Genomic DNA, 21656 nt, shown 5'->3' with positions numbered 1-21656 from the left:
CCAAGCTCCGGATCCCTACCCCTGGCTCAGCGCCGCCACCGACTTCATGATCCGTCGCCCGACCATGTTCAGCAGCCCCGCGAACTTCTGGACGTCGGCGCGGTGCACCGGCGCCGTCACGGACAGGGCCCCGGTGACCGCCCCGGTCGTGCCGATCAGCGGGATCGCGACGCTCACGAAGCCGGCCCGCGTCTGCTCGTTCTCCACTGCGTAGCCGAGCTCGCGGGCCTTGACCAGCTCCTGCAGGAGAAGCCCTGGCACCGCGACTGTGTACGGGGTGAGCCGCCGCAGCGGGCTCGCCAGCACCTCGTCGACGAGCCGCCGCGGCCCGAAGGCGAGCAGCACCTTGCCGGTGGCGGTGCAGTGCAGCGGCATCCTGCCCGCGACGCGGGACGGCACCCGCCCGTGTCCGGAGACCTTCTCGAGGTACAGCACCTCGAGCCCGTCGAGCACGGCGAGGTGGACGGTCTCGTTGGTGGCGTGGTGGAGGTCCTCCATGTACGGGCGGGCGGCGTCGGAGAGGATCCGCTGGCGCGGCACCCGCTGGCCGATCTCGAACAGGCGCATGCCGAGCCAGTAGCTGGAACCGCGCCGTTCGAGCAGGCCCCACTGCAGGAGCTCCTGCGCGAGCCGGTGGACCGACGCCTTCGCGAGCCCCGTCCGGCGGGCGATCTCGGTCAGGCTGAGGTGCTCGTCGTCCGGCCCGAACGCCTCGAGGATGCGCTGCACCTTCGCCAGGACGCTGTTCGCAGCTTCGGGCTGGTCCGGGCGGGTTGCAGACATCGTCGTCATCGGACAAGGGTCGCTCAGCCGGGCGGCCCGGGGAACGGGCACGTTCCACTCAGCGGACTGCAACTCAGGGGAGCACGACGGCGCGGCCCGCCACCCGGCCGGCCCGCAGGTCCTCGACCGCCGCCGCCGCGTCGGCGAGGTCGTAGGGCTGGACCGCGACGCCCAGCTCCCCGGCCGCCAGCCGGCGCACCAGCTCGTCGGACACCTCACGGGCGCGGCGCTCCTGCCGGATCATGTTGACGGGCAGCAGGGCGACGTCGTCGAGGAGCCACGAGGGCAGGTCGATCGTCACGCTGGTGCCGGTGACGTAGCCGATGACGACGGCGCGCCCGCCTCGGCGCACCCACCGGCTGCGCCCGACCAGGCCCTGCCCTCCCAGCGTGTCGACGAGCAGCGTCGCCGTGCGCGACTCGGCGAGCCGCGCGACCGACTCGTCCGAGGAACCGTCGACCGCTTCGACGCCGTCGGGGACCAGGTCCAGCTGGTCGCTGCGCCCGACCACCCCGATCACGGTCGCCCCGGCGGCGAGGGCCTGCTGCACCACCATCGCCCCGACCGCGCCGGCAGCGCCGACGACGACGACCTCCTCCCCCGGTTGCAGCCGCGCGACGTCGTGGAGGGCCACGTAGGCGGTGGTGGCGGGGACGAAGAAGGTCGCGGCGACCTCGGGGGGAAGCGGCCGGGCGAGCGGGGTCGCCGCCTTCGCGGGCACGCTCACCTGCTCGGTCCACGTCCCGTCGCGCAGCATGCCGAGCCCACCGCCGCGGAGCATGACCTGCGTACCCGGTTCCAGACCGGCGGCGGCTTCCGCGACGACCCCGGCCCCCTCGACGCCGCCCACGTAGGGCAGCCGGGGCCTCATCCCGAAGTCCCCGCCCGCGATGGTCAGGTCGAGGTGGGCGACGGCGGCGGCCTCGACCGTCACCAGTACCTCGCCGTCGGCGCGGGTCGGGCGCGGAACCTCGTCGAGGACCGGCGCCGCGCCCCACGCGTGGAAGCGCGCGGCCCGCATCAACCGGCTGCCTTGCGCAGGAACTCCAGGCTGATCGGGTTGTAGAGCTCGGCCTGCTCGTGCTGCGGCCAGTGCCCGCACCGCTCGAACAGCTCCAGCTGCGAGCCGGGGATGTTCTCGTGCATCGCGGACGCCTCCGGCACCTCGCCGAACGGGTTCTCCCGACCCCAGACGATCAGCGTCGGCTGGGTGATCCGGCCGAGCTCCTCCGGGGTGAGCAGGTTGCGCGTGCGGCGCTCCATGTCCTGCAGCGACAGCAGGTTGTCGACATTGGCCACGAAGTCCGGGGCGTGGTAGATCGCGTGCCGGACCTCGACCAGCTCCTCGGTGGCGTCCGCCGGGTCGGCCATCAGCAGCCGCAGCCGCTTGCGGGTCAGCTCGACATCATCGGTGGTGACGGCGTCGCGGGTGCTGGTCTTGATCCGCTCCATGACGGCCGGGTTGGCCACGGTCCCGCCCGCGCACAGCAGCTGCAGGCTCTGCACGCGCTCCGGGTGCGTGGTGGCGGTCCGGGCGCCGACCCAGCCGCCGAGCGACTCGCCGACGATGTGCGCCCTGCTGATCCCGACGGCGTCGAAGTAGTCGAGCAGGTGCCGGACGTAGTCCGCGATCTCGTACGGGCGGTCCGGCTTGCCGGTGTAGCCGTGGCCGAGCATGTCGATCGCGTGGACGTCGTACTCCGCGTGCGCGACGACGTTGCGCGCGAAGGCCTCCAGGTGCCCGCTCGTGCCGTGCAGGAACACCACCGGCTCCGCATCGGGGTTGCCGGCGCGCAGGGTCCGGGTGGGGACGCCGGCCGCGTCGACGTACTCGACGCGGAAGGCGATGGGGCTCAGTTCGGTCCAGATGCTCATGGGAGTCCCTTACTTCTGGTTGATGCGGTGGACCTGGGTGTTGCTCCGCGCGGCGAGCTTGCGGACCGCGAGCACGGCGCCCGCCAGGGCCAGCAGGAACAGGGGCTTGCGAAGCTTCACCGGACACCGACCTCTGCGAGCGAGCCCGACGGCACCCCTGCGGACGGGAGCGAGTCCAGGAAGCCGGAGACCACCGAGTGGTAGGCCTGCGGGCGCTCCTCCTGCAGGTGGTGCGAGGCGTGGTCCATCACGTACAGGTTTCCGCGCGGGACCATCCGGGCCAGCATGAGCGGGTAGTCGGGCGTCAGGAACGCGTCCTGCATGCCCCAGATGAACAGGACCGGGGCCTCGATCCGTCCGAGCTCGGCGGTCAGGTCCTGCCACTCCCCGCGCGGCGAGTCGGACATCGCGGCCAGCGCGCGCTCACCCGGGTCGAGGCTCTGCTCGTAGCGCAGGTCCAGGGTCTCCTCGGGCAGCGCGTCCGCGTCGTACCACTCCAGGCGCGTGATCAGCGCGCGCATCTTCTCCCGGGTGGGGCCCTCGCCGCCGTAGTAGGCGTCGCGGGCGTTGCGGCCGCGGCGACCGCCCTCGGGCAGCGGGGCGAGCGGGCCGTAGAAGACCGGCATGCTCCCCGTGACGACGAGCGAGCGCGCGCGGTCCGGGTACTTCGCCGCCAGGTTGAGGGCGATCGTTCCGCCCCAGGAGTTGCAGACGAAGTCCGCCCGCTCCACGCCGAGGGTGTCCATCAGGGCGACGGTCTTGGCGGCGTGGTGGTCCCACATCGGGCCGCTGATCCTGGACTTCTCGGACCTGCCGTACTGGTGGATGTCCACCAGCAGGCAGCGGCGGTCGGCCGCGAAGAGCGGGGCGACGGGCCCGAAGTCGCTCCACGCGGTGCAGCCCGGTCCACCGCCGTGCAGGAACACGGTGTCGGGGCCACTGCCGAGATCGTGGTAGTGGTAGCGGACGCCGCCGCCGTCCGCGTAGCGGCTCTCCGGTGGGGGCGCCATCAGGAGTCCTTCCGTGTGGTGGTGGCGATCGTCGTGCGGGCCAGCACTTCGCAGAGGCGCCTCATCGCCCGGACGTCGACGGTGTTCATCCCGCGGGAGAAGTCGACGGCCGGATCGACGTCGAGGTCCTCCGAGCTGACCTTCGGCATCCCGACCCGGGCGGTCGGGATGCCCCTGGCGCGCAGGATGTTCGCGTCGGTCGCGCCGCTCATGTCCGGGACGGGCTCGTGCGGACGGCCGGTGGTCCGTTCCCACGCCGCCACGGTCCGCCGCACGATCGGCGCGTCGGGCGAGGTGTGCGTCGCCGGGACGGCGAGCACCATCTCGACGCCGAGATCGACGTCCAGGTCCCGGCCCAGCTCCTCGACGAAGCAGCGGAGCTCGCGCTTGACCTGCAGCGGTGTCGTCCCGGGCGCGATGCGGATGTCCAGCCGCAGCCGGCAGAGTGCCGGTGTCACCGCGAGCATCCGCTCCCAGCCGCCCGCGATCGACCCGATCACACCCTGGGGGGCGGCCGTGGCCGTGCGGTGCCGGACCGGGTAGTCGGCCAGCCAGCGCTCGAGCCGGGTGACGACCTCCGCGGCCGTGACGATCGGGTTGCGGTAGGGCATCCGGTGCCGGCTGCCGACGTAGGTGTGGACGCCGGGCACGGTCACCTCGAACCAGGCCAGCCCGACCTCCTCGTGCGCCACGAGATCGCCGGGCTTCGCGATCACGGCGTGGTCGGTGTACCAGCCCCGCTCCAGCAGGAACGAGCAGCCGACGCCCTGGCCCGTGTTGGCCCGCTGCGGGTAGCCGGGGGCGTCGACGGCGTTGGTCGGCATCCCGCCGGCCCCGAACGCGACGACGACGTCGCCCGCGAGCTCCGGCCGGACCTCGCCGAGCGCCTCCGCGAGCACCAGGATGCAGGCCGCGTGCCCCTTCGGGTTGCTCGCGCCGAGCCCGGAGACGAACGGGCCCTCGTCGCGCGCGATCGGCAGCATGTCGGGACGGAGGCGCTCCCCGATCCACGGCACGTCGATCGCCTCCTCACCGGTGGTGAGGGTGTCGATCGGCGCGTAGAGCATCAGGTCCTCGCCGCCACCGCTGCCGCGCAGCCTGCCAACGGCGTTGGCCTGGAACTCGTCGATGTGCTGCGCGGTCGCCGCGAACCCGGCCGCGGCGAGCCGGTCGGCCAGGAAGCGCGCGAGTGGCGCCTCACGTCCGGTGGGGCTCGGGATCCCGGTGACGGCGCGGGCCGCGGCGCGCAGCCGGTCCTCGGTGATCGCGGCGAGCAGCCGGTCGACGACGGCGTCCTCGGCGACGGCCGTGGCGGTCGGCGCGATCACGGCTCGCGCTCCGCAGCGGGTTCGATCAACCCGACGCCCATGCCGGTCAGCCACTCCGGCATCGCCGCGTACGCCAGGCGGCGCCCGGGCGCGAAGCCCATGGCCGCGGCCATGGTCAGCCAGGTCCGCAGCTCCTGGCCGCCGTTGCCGGCGAGCCCCTCGATGTCGTCGGAGGAGTAGGTCGCGTAGCGCTCCAGCTTTCCCGCTTCGAGATCGGCCAGGAACGCCTCGTCGAAGTCCTCGAAGATCGTCGGCCGGGCCGCGGTGATGATCTCCCGGCGGCGCTCGTCGTAACGCTCCCACTCGCCGCGGCCGTTCAGCCAGGCCTCGACGAGGAACTCCTCGTCCGTGTTCTGCGGGTCCCGCCAGTCGGCGGGCCACGGCAGCTGGTGCGACAGCCCGCCCGACGCGATCACGACCACCCGGAGGTCATCCGGGATCGCCTCGACGGCCTCGGCGAGGTTGCGGCCCAGCTGCACGCACCGGTCGACCCGGGGCAGCGGGGCGGCGAACACGTTGATCACCAGCGGGACGACGGGAACGTCGAGCTCGCGCAGGAGGTACTGGATCGCGTGGGTCTGCCCGTGGTCGATCTGCAGCCGGGCCGAGATGGCCACCTCGGTGCCGCGCTCGACCAGCTCACCCGCGAGCGCCTGTGCGAAGGCGGGGGCGCTGCGTTGCGGACCTTTCGGGGTGCCCGCCTCACCCGCCCCGATCACCTCGCCGACGCCGAGCGTGTACGCCGGGATCATGTCCAGCCAGAACCCGCGGAAGTGGTTGGAGCCGACGATGATCGCGACGTCCGGCCGGGCAGCGGCCACGGCGTCGCGGGCTTCGGCCAGCGCGTCCCGGAACCGCTCGGCGCGGTCGGTGTGCACGACCTGGTCCCAGTGCGTGTTCATCAGGGTGGAGTGGGAGGCACCCGCTCCGAGCACGATGCGCGCCATGTGTCCTCAGCTCTCGACGGGCGGGCCGGCGGGCTCGAACCCGTCGGCCTTGAGCCGTTCGGTCCGTTCCTCGGTGACGTCCTCGGCGAGCTTGCGCCACTTGAGCAGCGACTCGTCCGGCCGGTACAGCCGCTCCGGCGGGGCGTCGGTCACCTCGACCATCCACTTGTCCTGCGCGGAGAACTGGCCGTGGAACAGCCACCGGACGAACCCGAGGTACTTCAGGTAGAAGGGCAGGGTCCGCCACCCCTTCCGGAAGTCCGCCATCACACCCACGTACAGGTGGTTCTCGGCGTCCACCGGGACGTAGAACTCGTAGTGGATGAACGTCGGGTACGCGATCCGCAGAACCCCCGGCATGCTCACCGACGCGAACCCGGGGAACTCCTGGGCCGCGATCACCGGGTTGACCTCGCGGTGGCTGCCGGTGTTGCCGATGTTGCTGGTCTGCTTCGGCGGCTTGAGCTTGAACCAGGACTGGTTGTCCCACTTGCCGAGGCCGGGGAAGTCGGCGGTCCAGTACTGCTTGTCCTGCACGCGGTAGATCCAGCGCCCGCGCTGCACGATGCGGGTCTCGTTCCACACCGGCATGGCCTTGAACAGCCGCCAGAGCGACGTGCGGTGCAGGTACTTGGCGTGGCCCTCGTCGTAGCCGTTCTCGCAGGCGAAGCGCCAGTTCCCGATGCGGGGCTGGATCCGCGAGCCGACCACCGCGGCGTTTCCGACCAGCTCCTCCGGCAGCTGCTCGTCGATGGGCGGCGCATCCTCGCCGTCGCCGACGAAGACCCACACCATGCCCAGCCGCTCCGCGACCTCGTAGGTGGGCTGGGTGACCTTCCCGCAGATCGGGCTCTCGGGGCCGTCGGTGATGACCGCCTTCAGCTCGCCCGTCGCGAGGTCGAACGTCCAGCCGTGGTACGGGCACGAGATCGTGCCGGGGAACTGCTGGTTGCCCTCGCTCAACGGCACCCCGCGATGCGGGCACCGGTCCTTCAACGCATACGCCGTGCCGTCGTCGCGGATCAGCACGATCTTCTCACCGAGCAGCGTGATCTGCTTCGGCTTCCCGGTGAGCTGTGACGAGTAGCAGACCGGGTACCAGTAGCCGCGGAAACCCGCGGCCGCGGCCTGGTAATGGGGCCAGCTCGACCAGTCCTGGCGTCCGGGGAGCTTGCCGGCGCGCCGCGGCCGGCGGCGTGGGGCGCCCGCTGCCTTCGTGACGGTAGCTCCGCCATTCGCATCCATGGAAGGCAGTCCAGCACCGGGCGGCGGGCCGTCCAAGGTCACGGTTCCGCTGACCGAACCGCGCACGGGAATCCGGGCCCGGTTTCGCTGAGCGGTCCGGCGGGCGGGACACACCCCGCAGGCGCACTTACCGTCCGGAAACGCCCCCGGCGCCGGGGAGCTCGTCTTCTTCCCTTCCCAACCATCCACAGGAGGTCGCCCGTGCCCGCGAGCATGAACACGGACATCCTGATCGTCGGCGCCGGCCCCACCGGTCTCTACGGCGCCTACTGCGCGGGGTTCCGCGGCCTGCGCACCGTGGTCGTCGACGCCCTGCCGCAGGCGGGCGGGCAGATCGCCGCGCTCTACCCGGAGAAGGAGATCCGGGACATCGCCGGCATCCCCGGGTCGCGCGGCCGGGACGTCGTCGCCGCGCTGAAGGAGCAGGCCGACGCGTTCGGTCCGCAGTACCTGCTGGGCCGCCAGGCCACCGCGCTCGCGCACTCCCCCGACGGTCGCCCGCAGGTGTCGCTGGCGGACGGCACCGTCGTCGACGCGGGCGCGGTCGTCCTGACCGCGGGCATCGGCACCTTCACGCCGCGCCAGCTCCCCGCGGGCGAGGAGTTCCTCGGGCGAGGCCTGTCCTACTTCGTGCCGGACCCGTCCGCCCACGACGACCGGGACGTGCTCGTGGTTGGCGGCGGCGACAGCGCCGTCGACTGGGCGCTCGCCCTGCACCCGATCGCCCGCTCGGTCACCCTCGTGCACCGCCGCGGCGGCTTCCGCGCGCACGCGGCGAGCGTCCGGGCCGTTCACGAGTGCGGCGCCACCGTCATCACCGACGCCGAGGTCGAGGCACTGCTCGGCGACGAGCTGCTCCGCGAGGCGCACGTCCGCGTGCGCGGCGAGGCCGAGCACCGCGTGCTGAAGGTCGACAGCGTGGTGGCGGCGCTCGGCTTCGTCAGCAACCTCGGACCGCTGGCGGAGTGGGGCCTGGAGCTGCACCGCCGCTCAATCGTCGTCGACACCCGGATGCGCACGACGGTGGACCGGGTCTTCGCCGCGGGCGACGTCACCGACTACCCGGGAAAGGTCCGGCTGATGTCCGTCGGGTTCGGCGAGGTCGCGACCGCCTCAACAACGCCGCAGTGGAGCTGGACCCGGAGCTGACGCTCTTCCCCGGCCACTCCACGGAGAGGAGCTGACACCATGGCCTACGTCATCGGGGCCAACTGCATCGACGTCACCGACCGCGCCTGCCTCGACGTCTGCCCCGTCGACTGCATCTACGTCGGCGAGCGCAAGAGCTACATCAACGCCAACGAGTGCATCGACTGCGGAGCCTGCGAACCGGAGTGCCCGGTCGACGCGATCTTCGTCGACCGCGCCGGACGCAAGGACGAGGAGAAGGCGGTCTTCATCGCCGACTCGATCGACTTCTTCGCCGCGCCGCTGCCGGGGCGGGACGCGCCGCTCGGCGATCCGGGTGGAGCGGCGTCCGTCGGCGACCTGGGCGTCGACACGCCGCTGGTCACCGCACTCTGATCCGTCGCGATGCGCTCTACACCTGGTGGCATGCTGGTCTGATGCGGGAGCTGCTGTGCCCCGTACTCGTCGGCCGCGACCAGGAGTGGCAGGAGCTACGACGCGCCCTCGATCGCCTGGCCGACGGACTCGGCGCGACACGGGTGGTCGCGGGCGAGGCCGGGGTCGGGAAGTCGCGGCTGTTGCGGGAGGTTGCCGAGGAGGCCGGTCGCCGGGGAGCGCGCGTGCTGACCGGCCGGGCTGTCGAGCGCGACAGCCCGCTCCCGTTCCGGCCCGTCGCGGAGGCGTTGTTCTCGCACCTTCGCAGGTCCGGGCCGCCACGGGTTCGGGAGCTCGCACCGTTCCTGCCCATCCTCGGCCGACTCGTCCCGGAATGGCGTCTCCCCGGCGAGTCAGCCGGGGAGGAGTCGCTCGTGGTGCTGGGCGAAGCGGTGCTCAGGCTGCTCGCCGCTCTGGGCCGAGATGGTGGCTGCGTGCTCGTGCTCGAGGATCTCCACTGGGCGGACGCCGAGACCGTCGAGGTCGTCGAGTACCTCGCCGACAACATCGCGGGGGAGCCGGTCCTCTGCGTGGTCTCGCTCCGCAGCGATGAACCCAGTAGGGCTCGGTCGCGCGTCCACGACCTCGCTTCCCGGCGATCCGCGACCGTGGTGGAGCTCCGGAGCCTCACCGACGATGAGGTCGTGTCGGTGGCTGCGGGCTGCCTGCATGCTCCGGTCGTCCCCCGCGAGGTTGCCGAGGTGGTGGTGGCGCGGGCCGATGGGCTGCCGTTCCTCGTCGAGGAGCTGTTGGCGGCGATGGTCCAGGCCCACGAGTTGTACGAGACGGCCGACGGCTGGGTCCTCGACCGCTCACCAGGGCTGGCCATCCCTGCCACGTTCGCCGAGACCGTGCGGCGACGTCTCGGAGCATCGCTGGACACACGGGACCTTCTCGTGGCGGCGGCGCTGCTCGGCCGGAGCTTCGACTGGCGCCTGCTGGCGGGCATGAGCGGGCAGGACGAAGCCGCGGTGGTCGACCGCCTCCACCGGGCTGTCGACGCCCAGCTGCTGTCCGTGGAGGCCGCCGATCCCGGGCACCGCTTCCGGTTCCGCCATGCGCTGACCCGCGACGCCATCCTCGCGGAGCTCCTTCCGCCGGAGCGGGCAACCATCGCCGCGCGCGGTCTTCGTGCTGTCGAGGCCGCTCATCCGGGCCTGCCCGGGGAGTGGTGCGAGCTGGCGGCCGAGCTCGCCGACCAGGCCGAGGAACCGTCCCGGGCGGCCGGGTTGCACCTCGAGTCCGGGCGGCGGGCGTTCGGGCGCGGAGCGCTGGCCAGCGCCGAGGCGAACCTGGAGCGGGCCCGGCGGCTGGTCGGCGACAACCGGCAACTGGCCGTCGAGATCGACGAGGCGCTCTGCGAGGTGCTCGTCAAGGCCGGCAACGCCGAGCGGGTGGGCGAGGTCGGCCAGTGCCTGCTTTCCCGGCTGGCCGCACTGGCGGCCCCGCCGGCGCGCCGGGCGCAGGTGCACCTGTGGCTGGCTCGCACGGCCATCGTGTCGGCCGATTGGGCACGTGCTCTCGATCGGCTCCACCACGCCCGGGAGCTCGCGGTAAGCGGTGACGTCGGCGCCGGCGAGTTCGAGGTCCTGGCCGCTCAGGTGGCGCTCGGCGAGGGCCGCCTCGACGATGCCGTGGCCCTCGCCGAGAGGGCGTTGACCACGTCCGAGTCCGGTCGGCGCCACGAGCTGGCCTGCGAGGCCCTTGCGGTCCTCGGCCAACGGGAACGCCTGCGTGACCTCACCTCAGCAGCCCGGGCATTCTCGGCTGCCTTGGCACTGGCCGAGCAGCACGGCCTGACGCTGTGGCGCGTCCGGGCCCTCCACGAGCTGGGCACCATCGACCTGCTCGGCGGCGGCCCGCTCGATCGGCTCGCCGAAGCTCGCAAGGCAGCGCTCGACGTGGGTGCTCTGGCCACCGCGGCCACGCTCAGCCTCCAGATGGCCGCGTGGTTCACCAACCATGCCGATCCGGAGAGGGCCCTTGACGCCGGGCGGTCCTGTGCCGTGGAGGCAGGGCGACTGCGGCTTCCCGTCGTCGAGGGAGTGGGGTTCGTACTGCAAGCGGTGGCTCACGCCCTGCTGGATCAGCGGGCCGAGATGGAGGCGGCCATCGACCGGGCCGTCGCCGCCTCGGGCGGCCACCCCGAGGTCCGAGGGGTGGCTCGGCTCATGGCCCGGGCGCTGCTGTGGCTCGTCCGCGAGGACCGCGCCCGGGCGCTGGGCGAGCTGGACGCCGGCATGGAGCTGTTGCGGGGCACGCCGGTCACCGCGCCGAACCGGGGTCTGTGGGCCCTCGTCCACGCCCTGGATGCCCGCGACGGGGAGGCGGCGGTGGCCGAGGTCGAGGGGTCGGGGCTGACGACGTACTGGCTAACCCGGGGCTGGGTGGGACATGCCCGGGCCGTCACCCTCGGCCGACGGGGTCAGACGGCCGAGGCCGAGGACGCCTTCATCGGGGCGGACGCCGACCTCGCCCCGTGCGACTGGTACCGCCACCACGCCCGCCGATTGGTGGCCGAGGCGGCCATCGCCGACGGCTGGGGAGACCCGACGCGATGGCTGGCCGAGGCGCTGGCCTTCTTCGATCCGTCCGGGCCGCCCGCGGTGGCCTCGGCGTGCCGATCGCTGCTCCGCCAGGCCGGTGCGCCAGTGCCGCGGCGCCGCCGGCCGGCCCCGGACCTGCCGGCGACGATGGCGACCGTGGGGGTGACCCCGAGGGAGGCGGAGGTGCTGGCATTCCTCGCCGAGGGCCGCTCCACCAGAGAAATCGCGGCTCGCCTCTATCTCTCTCCGAAGACCGTCGAGCGCCACATCGCCAACCTGGCCGCAAAGGTGGGCGTCGGGGGCCGATCCGAGTTGGTCGCCTACGCGGCCCGCCACCACGTGGGGACGGGATGACCTAAATATGGGGGTCTGCCCGATGCCGGGGCGCGGGCACCACTCCGATCATGGCTCACAGCGCCAAGCACCACGGGGTTCGAGATCTCGTCCGCCATCCAGGACGACCGGCCTACGACGACCGACGCGAGGCGCCGGTAGTGCCGTACGAGGAGGGAACGGACATGGACCCTGTCTACCGGGCCACCGACGACGTCTACGTCCTGCCGACGACCCTGCCGCTCCCGGGCGTGGGTGAGCTCGTCGTCAACGCGTACCTCATCTTGGCCGCCCAACCGGTCCTCGTGGACACCGGTCTCGCCATCGACGCCGAGGAGTTCGAGCACGCGGTGCGGTCGATCATCGACCCGGCCGAGATCCGATGGATCTGGTTGACGCATGACGACGCCGACCACACGGGCAACCTCGAGCGGGTCATGTCGCTGGCGCCGGCGGCACGACTGGCAACGCATGGTCTCGGTGCCCTGCGCATGGCCACCTGGTGGCCGGTGCCGTTGGACCGGGTGACCGCGCTCCGACCCGGCGACCGGATCGATGTGGGTGACAGGCACCTTCGTGCTCTGCGGCCACCGCTGTACGACAATCCCATGTCGACCGGCCTGCTCGACGACAGAACCGGTGCGCTGTTCACGGTCGACGCCTTCGGCGCGATCTTGCCGGCCGTCCCGCAGGACTGCGCAGACGTGCCCGAGGCGGATCTCGTCGGCGGAATGGCCGGCTGGGCGGCATTCGATTCGCCGTGGACCCACCTCGTCGACCAGGAGCGCTTCCAGGTGGCGGTCGAGGATGTTGCGCGGCTCCGACCCACAACCGTTTTCAGCTCCCACCTGCCGGCCGCATCGGGCCGGTCGATCGAACAGTTCGTGAAGGTCATCGGGTCGGTTCCCGCCGGCGCGCCGTTCGACCCGCCCAACCAGGCAGCGTTCGACGCGATCGTCGCCGGGGTCGGCCCAGCCGCATGAGAAGTCCCGACGGTACGAGTCCCGAGGAGGATCGACATGACGACCGCCGAAGCGAGGCCGACCAATGATTCAGCAGTGCAACCGGCACTCGCCGCGATTCACCACGTCGGCATCACGGTCACCGACCTGGAGACGAGCGCCGTCTGGTACGAGCGAGTATTCGGCTTCCGACGCCAGTTCCAGGTACGGCACTTCGGAAGCGACGCGGGCGGCTACACGATCGTGCTCGGCCCGCCCGACTCGTCGTTCACCCTCGGCCTCGATCACCATCCCGCGAATCCCGGAGACGGGTTCGACGCGACCCGGACGGGGCTCGACCACCTGTCCTTCGCGGTCGCATCGGTGGACGCACTGCATGCGTGGGTGGCACATCTGCACAGCCAGGACGTCCCCAACTCCGGCGTGTACGACATGGACGGATTTCCGGTGTCGCTGGTGACGTTCTGCGACCCGGACGGCGTGCAGCTCGAACTCATCGCAAGCCACGGCTGTTGACCAGCGGCTGCGCCGGTACGACCCGCGGATCCTGGAACGACCGGCCCAGGATCCACCCCGCCCCGCCACCACCGCCGAGACCGGAGTCGCCACCGGATGCCGCCGGCGACGCGCGGGCTCCTCAGCGACCGATGAAACGGGCCTCGCGTCTGTCGAGGAATGCCTGCAGCCCCTCTGCCGCATCGGCGGTGCGGGTGAGCGCCTGCACGCCCTTCTCCTCGCGGAGCAGCGCGTCCCCGATCGGGAGCCCCCACCCCTCGTCGACGACCCGCTTGAGCAGGCCGATCGCGGCCGTCGGCTTCGCGGCGAGGCGGTGCGCCTCGGCGGCGAGCACTGAGTCGAACTCGGCTGCGTCGACCACCCGGTCGACGAGGCCGAGGTCGAGGGCCTGCCGGGGCGCGAGCCGCTCCCCCTCGATCATCAGGCGCTTCGCAAGGTAGGGCCCGACGAGCCGGGGAAGCCGCTGGCTGCCGCCCGCACCGGGGAAGAGGCCCAGGTTGATCTCCGGGAAGCCGAAGCTCGCGGCGCTCGACAGGATCCGCAGGTCGCAGGCGAGCGACAGCTCCGCGCCGCCGCCCAGCGCGTGCCCGTTCATGCCGGCGATCACCGGCTTGGGCGCGAGCTCGATCGCCCGCTGCACGTCGATCCACCGGCGCATCGCGGCCTGGTTCTCCTCGGACAGGTCGCGCATCACGGCGATGTCCGCGCCCGCCACGAAGAACCGGCCGGACCCGGTGACCACGATGCAGCGCACCTCCGGGTCGGCGGCCAGCGGCGGCAGCACGACGAGGAACTCCTCGATCATCGCGGGATCCACGGCGTTGGCCGGGGGCCGGTCGATCCGGACCGTGGCCACGCTCCCGTCACGGGTGACCCGAAGTACCGTCATCGCTTCCTCACTCGGTCACGCCGGCGGCGGCGAGCGCGGCCAGCTCGGTCTCGTCGAGCCCCAACACTTCGGTCAGCACGGCCGCGGTGTCCTGGCCGAGCAGCGGCGCGGGGCAGGTGAGCGCGCCGGGCGTCGCACCCAGCCGCGCGACGATCCCCTCGTGCCGCACCGGGCCGGCGATCGGGTGCTCGAGCACCGGGTAGAAGCCGCGCGCCGCGAGGTGCTCGTCCCGGTCCACCAGGTCCTGGCCGGTGGCGACCAGCGCGGCCGGCACGCCGGCGGCCTGCAGGGCAGCGGCCGCCTCGACGGGGTCGCGCTGCGCGGTCCACCCGGCGAGCGCGGCGTCGATCGTGTCCTCCGCGGCGCGGCGGGCGGCCAGGTCCGCGCCTGCCGGGACACCGAGTCCGCCGGTGACCCCGACGAGCGCACGCCACTGGGCGTCGTCCAGGACGGCAACCGCGACCCAACGGTCCTCGCCCGCGGTCGGGTACACCCCGTGCGGCACGGCCCGTACCGAGCGGTTCGGGTGCTCCGGCGTGCGGTGGTCCTCCCCGGCGGGCGGGAAGGCCGCCTCGGCGACGGCGGGCCCGATCGACGCGGCCATGGCCTCCAGCTGCGAGAGGTCGACGTGCCCCCCGCGCTGCTCGGCGAGCAGGGTCAGGGTCGCGAGGACGGCGGCGTTCGCCGCCACCATGTCGCCGAGCCCGAACGTGAGGCCCTGCGGCGGCCCGCCGGGGTCGCGCGTCTCGCTGGAGAGCCCGGACATCGCCGCGAGCGTGTCCGCGAACGTCACGGCGTGCCGCCACGGCCCGGTCTGCCCGACGCCCGCCATCGACACGAGGACGACGTCCGGGTTGAGCTCCCGCAGGGACGCGTGGTCCATCCCCCACTTCGCCAGGACCCCCGGGCTGAAGTTCTCGACCACCACGTCGCAGTGCGGCACGAGCTCGCGCAGCAGCCGCACGCCCTCGTCCGTCCGCAGGTTCAATGCCACGCTCCGCTTGCCGCGGTTGAAGTTGAGGAAGTACGCGCTGTCGTCGGGGCCCGCGCCATCCCGCAGCCGCATCGACGGCGCGAACCGCGTCGGGTCCTGCCGGTGCCTCGACTCGATCTTGACGATCTCCGCCCCGTGCTCCGCGAGCTGCTTGGTCACGTACGGGCCGGCCAGCACCCAGGTCAGGTCCAGCACTCGGACGCCGTCGAGGGCGCGAGCACCGGACGAGCGCGGTTGTCGCCCACGCGGCTCGGGATGCGTCCAGGCCCGGTCGGCGGGCGTCTCGTGCAGCGCGGGCAAGCGCACCGGACGCGGCAACCGCGGCGCCTCCCAGGGGAACCCGGCGTCTTCGACGACACCGGGCAGGTCGTCACCCACGACAGAGACGAAGAACTGCCGGTCGCGCAGCTGCGGGTTCTCCGTGAGCTGCGCCGGTGGAACGACCTCGGCCCACGGCAAGGCGCGCGACCGGCCCTCCTCGGCGACGGCCCGCGCGCCCCGCTTCGCGACGAACCGGGCGACGACCTCGTCGACGTGCGGGCGACCCTGCCAGCGCACGACCGGGTCGCCCCACTTCTCGTCGACCAGGTCAGCGGCCTCACCCTCCTCGACCATCCAGGCCAGGAGGTCGGTCCACATCCGGTTGCTGCCGGAGTAGCCGCCTGCCACGAACCCGTCCGACGCGGCGAAGATCCGGTGCGCGACGTGCTCGTAGACGCCGCCGCTGCGGACCGGGAACCGGCCGGCGTGGATCCAGGCGATCGCGGCCGTCTCGAGGGTGGCGGCCACGGCCTCCTGACCGGAGATGTCGATGAGCTGGCCCGCTCCGGTCCGATCGCGAGCGAGCAGGCCGAGCAGCGCGGCGATGGCCGCGTGCGCCCCTGCGACCTGGACCGCCTGCTCGCGCGGCGGCGGCTTCGGCGGGCCGTCGGCGCGGCCGCCGAGCCACGTCATCCCCCCGGCGGAGGCGAGGACGAGGTCGTCGGCCAGCCGGTCGCGGTGCGGTCCGGTCAGCCCGAACGGGGTGACGACGACGTGCACGGCATGGGGCCAGCGCGACGTGCCGTCGGAGCGCAGGCCCCGCAGCGCTGAGAACGGGCCGCTCTCCAGCACGACGTCGGCACCTGCCGCGAGGTCGTCGAGCACGCGCTCGCCCGTCGGCCGCACCCGCCGCTTGCCGGCGTGCCAGTGGATGCGGGCTGCGGCGTCGAGGCCCTCGCTCGGGTCGACCCGCACGACATCGGCTCCGATGCCGACCAGCAGGCGCGCTCCCTGGAAGGCGAGTCCGTCGGTGAGGTCGAGAACCCGCGGTGGCGGCGTGGTGGGTCCGGACACGCTCCGACGCTAGGTCCTGGACCGGCCGCGCCCGAGGTCTTCGGTCCGCTGAGCAGAACCACCCCTTCGACCGCTCATCGCGGATTTCCGTCCTCGACGGGGCGGAAGCCCGCCCAGCGCCTGATCTCGTACCCGTGGCCGCGGGCCCGGACCTCGGCGGCCCCGTGGCCCGGGAGGTGCGCCGGCACGACCAGCGTCCGCTCCTCGGTGGCCTCGGCGAGGATCCGCCGCCTGGTGGCGCGGGCGGCGCCGGCGTCCTCGCAGAAGCAGCTGTTGGCGTCGGGCTCGGCGATCTGCACGGGGCTGTGCAGGATGTCGCCGACGAACACGGCCCGCTCGTCCTTCGACCGCAACCACAGCACCGACGAGCCGGGCGTGTGGCCGGGCGCGGGCTCCAGCGACAGGTGGACGAGCACCGCTGCCGGGTGACGGCCGGTTCCTGGTCCTGGTCCTGGACGGGCCTCGCGGCATCGCTGGCTCGCTTCGACGCCGACATCGAGGTCGTGGGGCCGCGGGAGCTCCGCACCGCGTTCGCCGATCTGGCTGCCCGCGCCGCTCGGACTGCCGGATAGGGCCCGCGCCCCGGCAGGAGCGGGGGGCGCAGCTGCCGTCCGGGAAGGCACTGCGGAACGCCATAGGCGACAGCAACTGGTCCGGGCGGCCGGTTGACAATCGCGCTTGTCGCCTGCCAGCCTCCATCAGGCTTCCTGATAAGAGGCAGGCCACAGCCGAGGGGTTGCCACTGGAGGCCGGCACCATGACGATCGCCGACACGACACAGGGCAAGATCGAGGGCACGGCCGAGCACGGCGTACACCGCTTCCTGGGGATCCCGTACGCCGCCCCGGTGAGCGGCTCGGGCAGGTTCCTGCCGCCGAAGCCTGCGACGCCGTGGACCGGCGTCCGGCAGGCGGTCGCTCCCGGTCCGATCGCGCCGCAGTTCGCCGTGCCGGGCCGCAAGCCACTCGCCGAGCCCGCCGAGGACTGCCTGTTCCTCAACGTGTGGACGCCGGGGATCACCGGCGAGCGCCCCGTGCTGGTGTGGATCCACGGCGGAGGGTTCTTCACGGGCACCGGCTACGCAGCGCACACCGCCGGGGCGGCCCTGGCCGGCAGCGAGGACGTGGTCGTGGTGTCGCTGAACCACCGGCTGGGCCTGCTGGGCTTCCTCCACCTCACCGAGCTGGGCGGAGCGGACTGGGGGTTCGAGGCCAACCCCAGCATCCTCGACCTCGTGGCCGCCCTGGAGTGGGTGCGCGACAACATCGCGGGGTTCGGCGGCGACCCGTCCCGCGTGACGATCTTCGGCCACTCCGGTGGGGGCGGCAAGGTCACCTCGTTGCTGACGTCACCGGCCGCGCGCGGCCTGTTCAGCCGTGCCGGCGTCCTCGGCGGGCCGCCGTTCGGCCTGAAGGACGCAGGCCGCGCCACGCTCATCGCCGAGCGGGCACTGCGCATGCTCGACCTGGACCGCGCCGATCCCACGGCGCTGCAGAACCTGCCGCTCGACCGGCTGCTCGACGTGCAGGCCCGCCTGGGCGTCGGTCGGGAGCCGACCGAGCACAGCATGCGGTTCGCGCCCGTCGTGGGCACCCCCTCGGTGCCCGCCTACCCCGACGAGGCGCTAGCCGTCGGCGTCGCCGCCGACGTCCCGCTGCTGACCGGCACCACGCTCGACGAGGCGCGCTTCATGCTCGCCACTCATCCGCGGTGGCTGGATCCCGGCGTCGACATCGACGACGCCGCCGTGGTCGGTCTCGTCGCGGCGGGCGTCGACGACACCTCGGCCGCCGATGGCATCGTCGCCGGTTACCGGGCCCGGCGCGCCCACGGCGGCGGCCGCAACGTCGACCTGGTGATGGACGTGCTCAGCGACCAGTTCACCGTGCGCACCGCGCGGCTCGCCGACGCCCACCGCGCCGGCGGCGGTCCGGTCCACAGCTACCTGTGCGACCTCAACCGCGCCGAGCCGCTCGGGGCGTTCCACGGGATCGAGATCCCCGTCTTCTTCCGCAACGTCGGCCTCGGTCCGATCCCCGCCGCCGGGCCCGCCTTCGACCGCGCCGCGGCCGCAATGGGCGGCGCACTGGCCGCGTTCGCCTGCACGGGCGACCCGAACGAGGGCCTCGCCGCCGCAGGGGTCGACTGGCCTGCGTACGAGCCCACCGCCCGCACCCAGCTGCGGTTCGGCGATGACGGTTTCGAGGCGACCAGCCGGATCGTCGACGACCGGGTCGGTTGGTGGCGCGGGGTGTCGACCTCCGGGCGAACCGATCCGTGGGGGCGGGCGTTCGCGGCGACAGCCGCCGCCGGATGACGAGGCAGCCGGACGTCGTGGCGGTGCCGGGCCTGGACCGATCCCCGCGACGGAGGACCACTGCGAGCCGGAGGGCGCGGTGACCGTCCCCGCACGGCGCATCCCCGAGGACTTCGACCCGGCCTCGACCGACGACCCCGACGAGGTGCACGCGCTCTACCGAGATCTCCGGGCCCGCTGCCCTGTCGCGCACACCGACTCCCACGGCGGCTTCTGGGCGCTGGCGACCTATCCGGAGGTCAAGGCGGCCGCCCTGGACGACTCCCGGTTCATCTCCTCGGTGAAGGCGGTCGTGCCGAGCGACCCGCGCGGCCTGCGCCGCCCGCCGCTGAACTTCGACGCCCCCCACCACACGCCCTACCGCAAGGCGCTGGACGCCACGCTCTCCCGGCGCAGGCTCGCCGACCTGGAGCCCGTGCTGCGCGAGCACGCGGTCCGCGTGCTCACCCCGATGCTGCAGCGGGGCTCCGGTGACATCGCCCAGGAGTTCGGCGCCCTCTTCCCGGCCTGGGTCACCACGGAGTGGCTGAACCTGGATCCCGAGCTCGCCCCCGACCTCGCCGAGACCGCGGCCCGCTGGGTGCGCGCCTGGCGGCTGCAGGACCGGGAGGTGGTCAACGCGATGAGCGAGCGCATGTACGCGATGGCCCGCGCGCTCGTCGCGGACCGCCGCGACCACCCGCGCCCGGTAGAGGAGGACCCCGCCAGCTCGCTGCTCGCCGAACCGGTCGACGGCGAACCGCTCGAAGCGGAGCAGATCGTCGGGGCGCTGCGCCAGTCGCTCGTGGTCGGCATGGTCGCGCCCCCGATCGTCATCGGCTCGATCGCGACCCACCTCGGGACGGACCCGCAGCTGCAGGAGCGGCTGCGCGCCGAACCGGACCTCATCACCGCGGCGCTCGAGGAGTTCCTGCGGCTCTACGCGCCCTATCGCGGCTTCGCCCGCACCGTCACCCGGCCGACCGTCGTGCTCGGCCGGGAGATCCTGCCGGGCGAGCCGGTCACCCTCACCTACGCGTCCGCCAACCGGGACGCGGCCGTGTTCGACGATCCGGACGAGTTCCGGCTCGGCCGGCCCAACATCGCCGACCACCTCGCCTTCGGGCGCGGCCGCCACCGGTGTCCCGGCGCTCCGATGGCGCGGCTGATGCTGCGGATCGCGCTGGAGGAGCTGCTCGCCCGCACCGCATCCTTCACCGCGGTCGGCTCCCGGGAAGGGGCGCGCATGCCCGAGCTCGGCATCGTCTCCTCCCACCTCCGCTTCGTCCTGCCCCGAGATGCGGACGCCGAGCGGGCCGCCGCGGCCCCGGCTCGGAGGTGGATCTAGGCGCTCTTCACCAGTCCGCCGTCGATCAGGTAGTCGGCGCCCGTGACGCTGCCCGCGCGCGGCGAGCAGAGCTGCACGACCAGGTCGGCGACCTCACCGGCCTCGATGAGCCGCCCCGTCAGCATCCCCGCCTGCGCCGGCAGAGCGGCCAGCAGCTGGTCGTGCGGTACGCCGAGCTTGGCCGCGAGCTGGCCGCCGTACGAGTCCGGGTGCTCCCAGAGCGCCGTGCGCACCGGCCCCGGGGACACGGTGTTGACGCGCACGCCCTGCGGTCCGAACTCCTCGGCCAGCGCCTTGCCCAGAGCGGTCAGCGCGGCCTTCGCCGTCGTGTAGGCGACCGGCCCGCCCGACGGGATCCGCGCACCGCTCGACGAGATGTTGACGACGACGCCGCGCCGGTCGATCAGGCTCGGCAACGCCGCCCGGGTCGTCTTCACGGTCGCGAAGAAGTTCAGGTCGAAGGCGTGGTGCCACAACTGGTCGTCCACATCGAGGAACCCGGCCGTCGCATCGCCCTCACCACCGCCGACGTTGTTCACCAGCAGGTCCAGCTCCCCGAGCTCCTGCCGGGCCGCCGCGACCAGCCGCACCGGCCCGTCCGGATCCGTCAGGTCGACGGGTACGACGTGCGCGCCGGTGCGCCGCATGTCGGGCGTCTCGGTCCGGGCGGCCGCGACTACCCGCACGCCTTCCTCGACGAGCCGCTCGACCACGGCCAGGCCGATCCCCCGGCTGGCACCGGTGACCAGTGCGGTCTTGTCCTTCAACTGGAGATCCACGGCGAAGCCCTCTCGGAGTCGCATCATGAGTGACCGCTTCAACGTACAAGCTGCGTCACTGATGTTGCAACTACGGCTGGATCAGCGTCAACGGAGTAGACTCCCGCTGTGAGCGATGGCAGCACCCGGCCCCTGCGGGCGGACGCCGAGCGGACCGTGCGGACGATCCTGGAGGCGGCCGAGCGCGTTCTCGCCCGCGATCCGGCGGCCACGATGGAGGAGATCGCGGCCGCGGCAGGTGTCGCGCGCACGACGGTGCACCGCCGGTTCAGCACCCGCGAAGCGCTGATCGCCGCACTCGGGGGATGGGCCAGCCGGCAGCTCGAGGCCGCCGTCGACCAGGCGCGCCCGGACACCGCACCACCCATGGTCGCGCTCTACCAGGCCACTGCGAACGTGCTCCGGGTGAAGATGTCCTGGAGCTTCTCGATGGACACCGCTCTCGCAAAGGGCGACGAGGTCGAGGAGATCCAGTGCCGGATGCTCGACACGTGTGACCGGCTGTTCCGCCGCCTGCGGGACAGCGGCTCACTGCGTCCCGACGTCGACCCGGTCTGGGCCCGCAGGGTGTACTACGCCCTGATCCACGAGGCCTGCCAGGAGGTCGGCGCCGAGGCCGAGCCCGACACCGACGCCCTCGCGACCCAGCTGATCGACACCCTGCTCCGCGGCGTCGGCACCCCGTCCGCACCGCTCTGACCGCCGCCGACACGGCGAACCAGCGTTGCGCGGATCCCCCGGACGGATCCGCCGAGCCGCGCGCCATAGGAGACCCCTATGGCGCCTGCTGACATTTCGTCTTTGCGTCCCGTTCTTTTCCGGACGTACCGTGAAAGAGCTCGACGAGGTGCGCGCACCGCGACCTATCCGAACATCAATCCCTTTTCCGTCGAGCGAACGGGACACA

At 72.8% G+C, this 21656-nt stretch carries 19 protein-coding genes; 8 read left to right on the top strand and 11 right to left on the bottom strand.

Going from position 1 to position 21656, the window contains the following annotated elements:
• Positions 1–15: 15 nt before the first annotated feature.
• The 7 genes from FB388_RS04915 to FB388_RS04885 all read right to left on the bottom strand — a co-directional run bounded on the left by FB388_RS04915 (position 16) and on the right by FB388_RS04885 (position 7188).
• Entirely contained in the window at positions 16–792 is a 777-nt protein-coding gene (locus FB388_RS04915) for an IclR family transcriptional regulator (RefSeq protein ID WP_142097472.1), read from the bottom strand.
• Between the two features lie 64 nt (positions 793–856).
• Positions 857–1804: an alcohol dehydrogenase catalytic domain-containing protein gene (locus FB388_RS04910; RefSeq protein WP_142097469.1), complete on the bottom strand. Its 948-nt coding sequence runs from the start codon at positions 1802–1804 to the stop codon at positions 857–859.
• Complete coding sequence (locus FB388_RS04905; protein WP_142097466.1) at positions 1804–2658, bottom strand: alpha/beta fold hydrolase; 855 nt, start codon at positions 2656–2658, stop codon at positions 1804–1806. Before FB388_RS04905 ends, FB388_RS04910 begins: the two co-directional genes overlap by 1 nt.
• Before the next feature lie 116 nt (positions 2659–2774).
• On the bottom strand, positions 2775–3668 hold the full coding sequence (locus tag FB388_RS04900; protein ID WP_142097464.1) for an alpha/beta fold hydrolase: 894 nt from the start codon (positions 3666–3668) through the stop codon (positions 2775–2777).
• Complete coding sequence (locus FB388_RS04895) at positions 3668–4996, bottom strand: M20 family metallopeptidase (protein WP_142097461.1); 1329 nt, start codon at positions 4994–4996, stop codon at positions 3668–3670. The genes FB388_RS04900 and FB388_RS04895 overlap by 1 nt, the downstream gene beginning before the upstream one ends.
• Positions 4993–5943, bottom strand: coding sequence for a DODA-type extradiol aromatic ring-opening family dioxygenase (locus tag FB388_RS04890; protein ID WP_142097458.1), 951 nt, complete (start codon positions 5941–5943; stop codon positions 4993–4995). Before FB388_RS04890 ends, FB388_RS04895 begins: the two co-directional genes overlap by 4 nt.
• A gap of 6 nt (positions 5944–5949) precedes the next feature.
• Complete coding sequence (locus FB388_RS04885; RefSeq protein WP_142097455.1) at positions 5950–7188, bottom strand: Rieske 2Fe-2S domain-containing protein; 1239 nt, start codon at positions 7186–7188, stop codon at positions 5950–5952.
• 201 nt (positions 7189–7389) lie between these two features.
• Between FB388_RS04885 and FB388_RS04880 the strand changes: the two genes are divergently transcribed.
• From FB388_RS04880 to FB388_RS04860, 5 genes are all read left to right on the top strand, one after another.
• Entirely contained in the window at positions 7390–8337 is a 948-nt protein-coding gene (locus tag FB388_RS04880; protein ID WP_342787878.1) for an NAD(P)/FAD-dependent oxidoreductase, read from the top strand.
• A gap of 39 nt (positions 8338–8376) precedes the next feature.
• A complete protein-coding gene (gene fdxA, locus FB388_RS04875; RefSeq protein WP_142097452.1) occupies positions 8377–8712 on the top strand; it encodes a ferredoxin in 336 nt (111 codons plus the stop codon).
• 41 nt (positions 8713–8753) lie between these two features.
• Positions 8754–11651 (top strand): ATP-binding protein, encoded by a 2898-nt coding sequence (locus FB388_RS04870; protein ID WP_142097449.1) that lies wholly within the window; start codon positions 8754–8756, stop codon positions 11649–11651.
• Positions 11652–11881: 230 nt separating this feature from the next.
• Positions 11882–12613, top strand: a complete 732-nt coding sequence (locus tag FB388_RS04865) for an MBL fold metallo-hydrolase (RefSeq protein WP_170225470.1) — start codon at positions 11882–11884, stop codon at positions 12611–12613.
• Between the two features lie 36 nt (positions 12614–12649).
• Complete coding sequence (locus FB388_RS04860) at positions 12650–13108, top strand: VOC family protein (protein ID WP_142097444.1); 459 nt, start codon at positions 12650–12652, stop codon at positions 13106–13108.
• A gap of 121 nt (positions 13109–13229) precedes the next feature.
• Here the strand turns inward: FB388_RS04860 and FB388_RS04855 are convergent, their stop codons facing one another.
• The 3 genes from FB388_RS04855 to FB388_RS40200 form a co-directional block, all read right to left on the bottom strand.
• On the bottom strand, positions 13230–13997 hold the full coding sequence (locus FB388_RS04855) for an enoyl-CoA hydratase/isomerase family protein (protein WP_142097441.1): 768 nt from the start codon (positions 13995–13997) through the stop codon (positions 13230–13232).
• A 7-nt stretch (positions 13998–14004) separates the two neighbouring features.
• Entirely contained in the window at positions 14005–16326 is a 2322-nt protein-coding gene (locus FB388_RS04850) for a CaiB/BaiF CoA-transferase family protein (protein ID WP_142097438.1), read from the bottom strand.
• A 74-nt stretch (positions 16327–16400) separates the two neighbouring features.
• Positions 16401–16949 carry an MBL fold metallo-hydrolase gene (locus tag FB388_RS40200; RefSeq protein ID WP_425468525.1) on the bottom strand — a complete coding sequence of 183 codons (549 nt, stop codon included), beginning with the start codon at positions 16947–16949 and terminating at the stop codon, positions 16401–16403.
• Between the two features lie 134 nt (positions 16950–17083).
• On the opposite strand from FB388_RS40200, the gene FB388_RS40195 reads away from it, so the two are divergent.
• The gene (locus FB388_RS40195) at positions 17084–18643 is read left to right on the top strand and encodes a carboxylesterase/lipase family protein (RefSeq protein WP_142097432.1); all 1560 of its coding nucleotides are present in this window, start codon (positions 17084–17086) and stop codon (positions 18641–18643) included.
• A gap of 79 nt (positions 18644–18722) precedes the next feature.
• Positions 18723–19970 (top strand): cytochrome P450, encoded by a 1248-nt coding sequence (locus FB388_RS04835; protein ID WP_246121619.1) that lies wholly within the window; start codon positions 18723–18725, stop codon positions 19968–19970.
• Here the strand turns inward: FB388_RS04835 and FB388_RS04830 are convergent.
• A complete protein-coding gene (locus tag FB388_RS04830; RefSeq protein ID WP_142097426.1) occupies positions 19967–20749 on the bottom strand; it encodes an SDR family NAD(P)-dependent oxidoreductase in 783 nt (260 codons plus the stop codon). The genes FB388_RS04835 and FB388_RS04830 overlap by 4 nt on opposite strands.
• Positions 20750–20857: 108 nt before the next feature.
• On the opposite strand from FB388_RS04830, the gene FB388_RS04825 reads away from it, so the two are divergent.
• Positions 20858–21448: a TetR/AcrR family transcriptional regulator gene (locus FB388_RS04825; protein ID WP_142097424.1), complete on the top strand. Its 591-nt coding sequence runs from the start codon at positions 20858–20860 to the stop codon at positions 21446–21448.
• Positions 21449–21656 lie beyond the last annotated feature (208 nt).

The sequence above is a fragment of the Pseudonocardia cypriaca genome (assembly GCF_006717045.1).
GTDB lineage: Bacteria > Actinomycetota > Actinomycetes > Mycobacteriales > Pseudonocardiaceae > Pseudonocardia > Pseudonocardia cypriaca.
This window is presented reverse-complemented; position numbering and strand designations above follow the sequence as displayed.

What these genes read in the sequence shown, in the direction of transcription:
- FB388_RS04905 (WP_142097466.1), bottom strand. Translation starts at nt 2,658, where the DNA reads ATGAGCATCTGGACCGAACTGAGCCCCATCGCCTTCCGCGTCGAGTAC.
- FB388_RS04915 (WP_142097472.1), bottom strand. Translation starts at nt 792, where the DNA reads ATGACGACGATGTCTGCAACCCGCCCGGACCAGCCCGAAGCTGCGAAC.
- FB388_RS04855 (WP_142097441.1), bottom strand. Translation starts at nt 13,997, where the DNA reads ATGACGGTACTTCGGGTCACCCGTGACGGGAGCGTGGCCACGGTCCGG.
- FB388_RS04910 (WP_142097469.1), bottom strand. Translation starts at nt 1,804, where the DNA reads ATGCGGGCCGCGCGCTTCCACGCGTGGGGCGCGGCGCCGGTCCTCGAC.
- FB388_RS04890 (WP_142097458.1), bottom strand. Translation starts at nt 5,943, where the DNA reads ATGGCGCGCATCGTGCTCGGAGCGGGTGCCTCCCACTCCACCCTGATG.
- FB388_RS04870 (WP_142097449.1), top strand. Translation starts at nt 8,754, where the DNA reads ATGCGGGAGCTGCTGTGCCCCGTACTCGTCGGCCGCGACCAGGAGTGG.
- fdxA (WP_142097452.1), top strand. Translation starts at nt 8,377, where the DNA reads ATGGCCTACGTCATCGGGGCCAACTGCATCGACGTCACCGACCGCGCC.
- FB388_RS04860 (WP_142097444.1), top strand. Translation starts at nt 12,650, where the DNA reads ATGACGACCGCCGAAGCGAGGCCGACCAATGATTCAGCAGTGCAACCG.
- FB388_RS40195 (WP_142097432.1), top strand. Translation starts at nt 17,084, where the DNA reads ATGACGATCGCCGACACGACACAGGGCAAGATCGAGGGCACGGCCGAG.
- FB388_RS04885 (WP_142097455.1), bottom strand. Translation starts at nt 7,188, where the DNA reads ATGGATGCGAATGGCGGAGCTACCGTCACGAAGGCAGCGGGCGCCCCA.
- FB388_RS04900 (WP_142097464.1), bottom strand. Translation starts at nt 3,668, where the DNA reads ATGGCGCCCCCACCGGAGAGCCGCTACGCGGACGGCGGCGGCGTCCGC.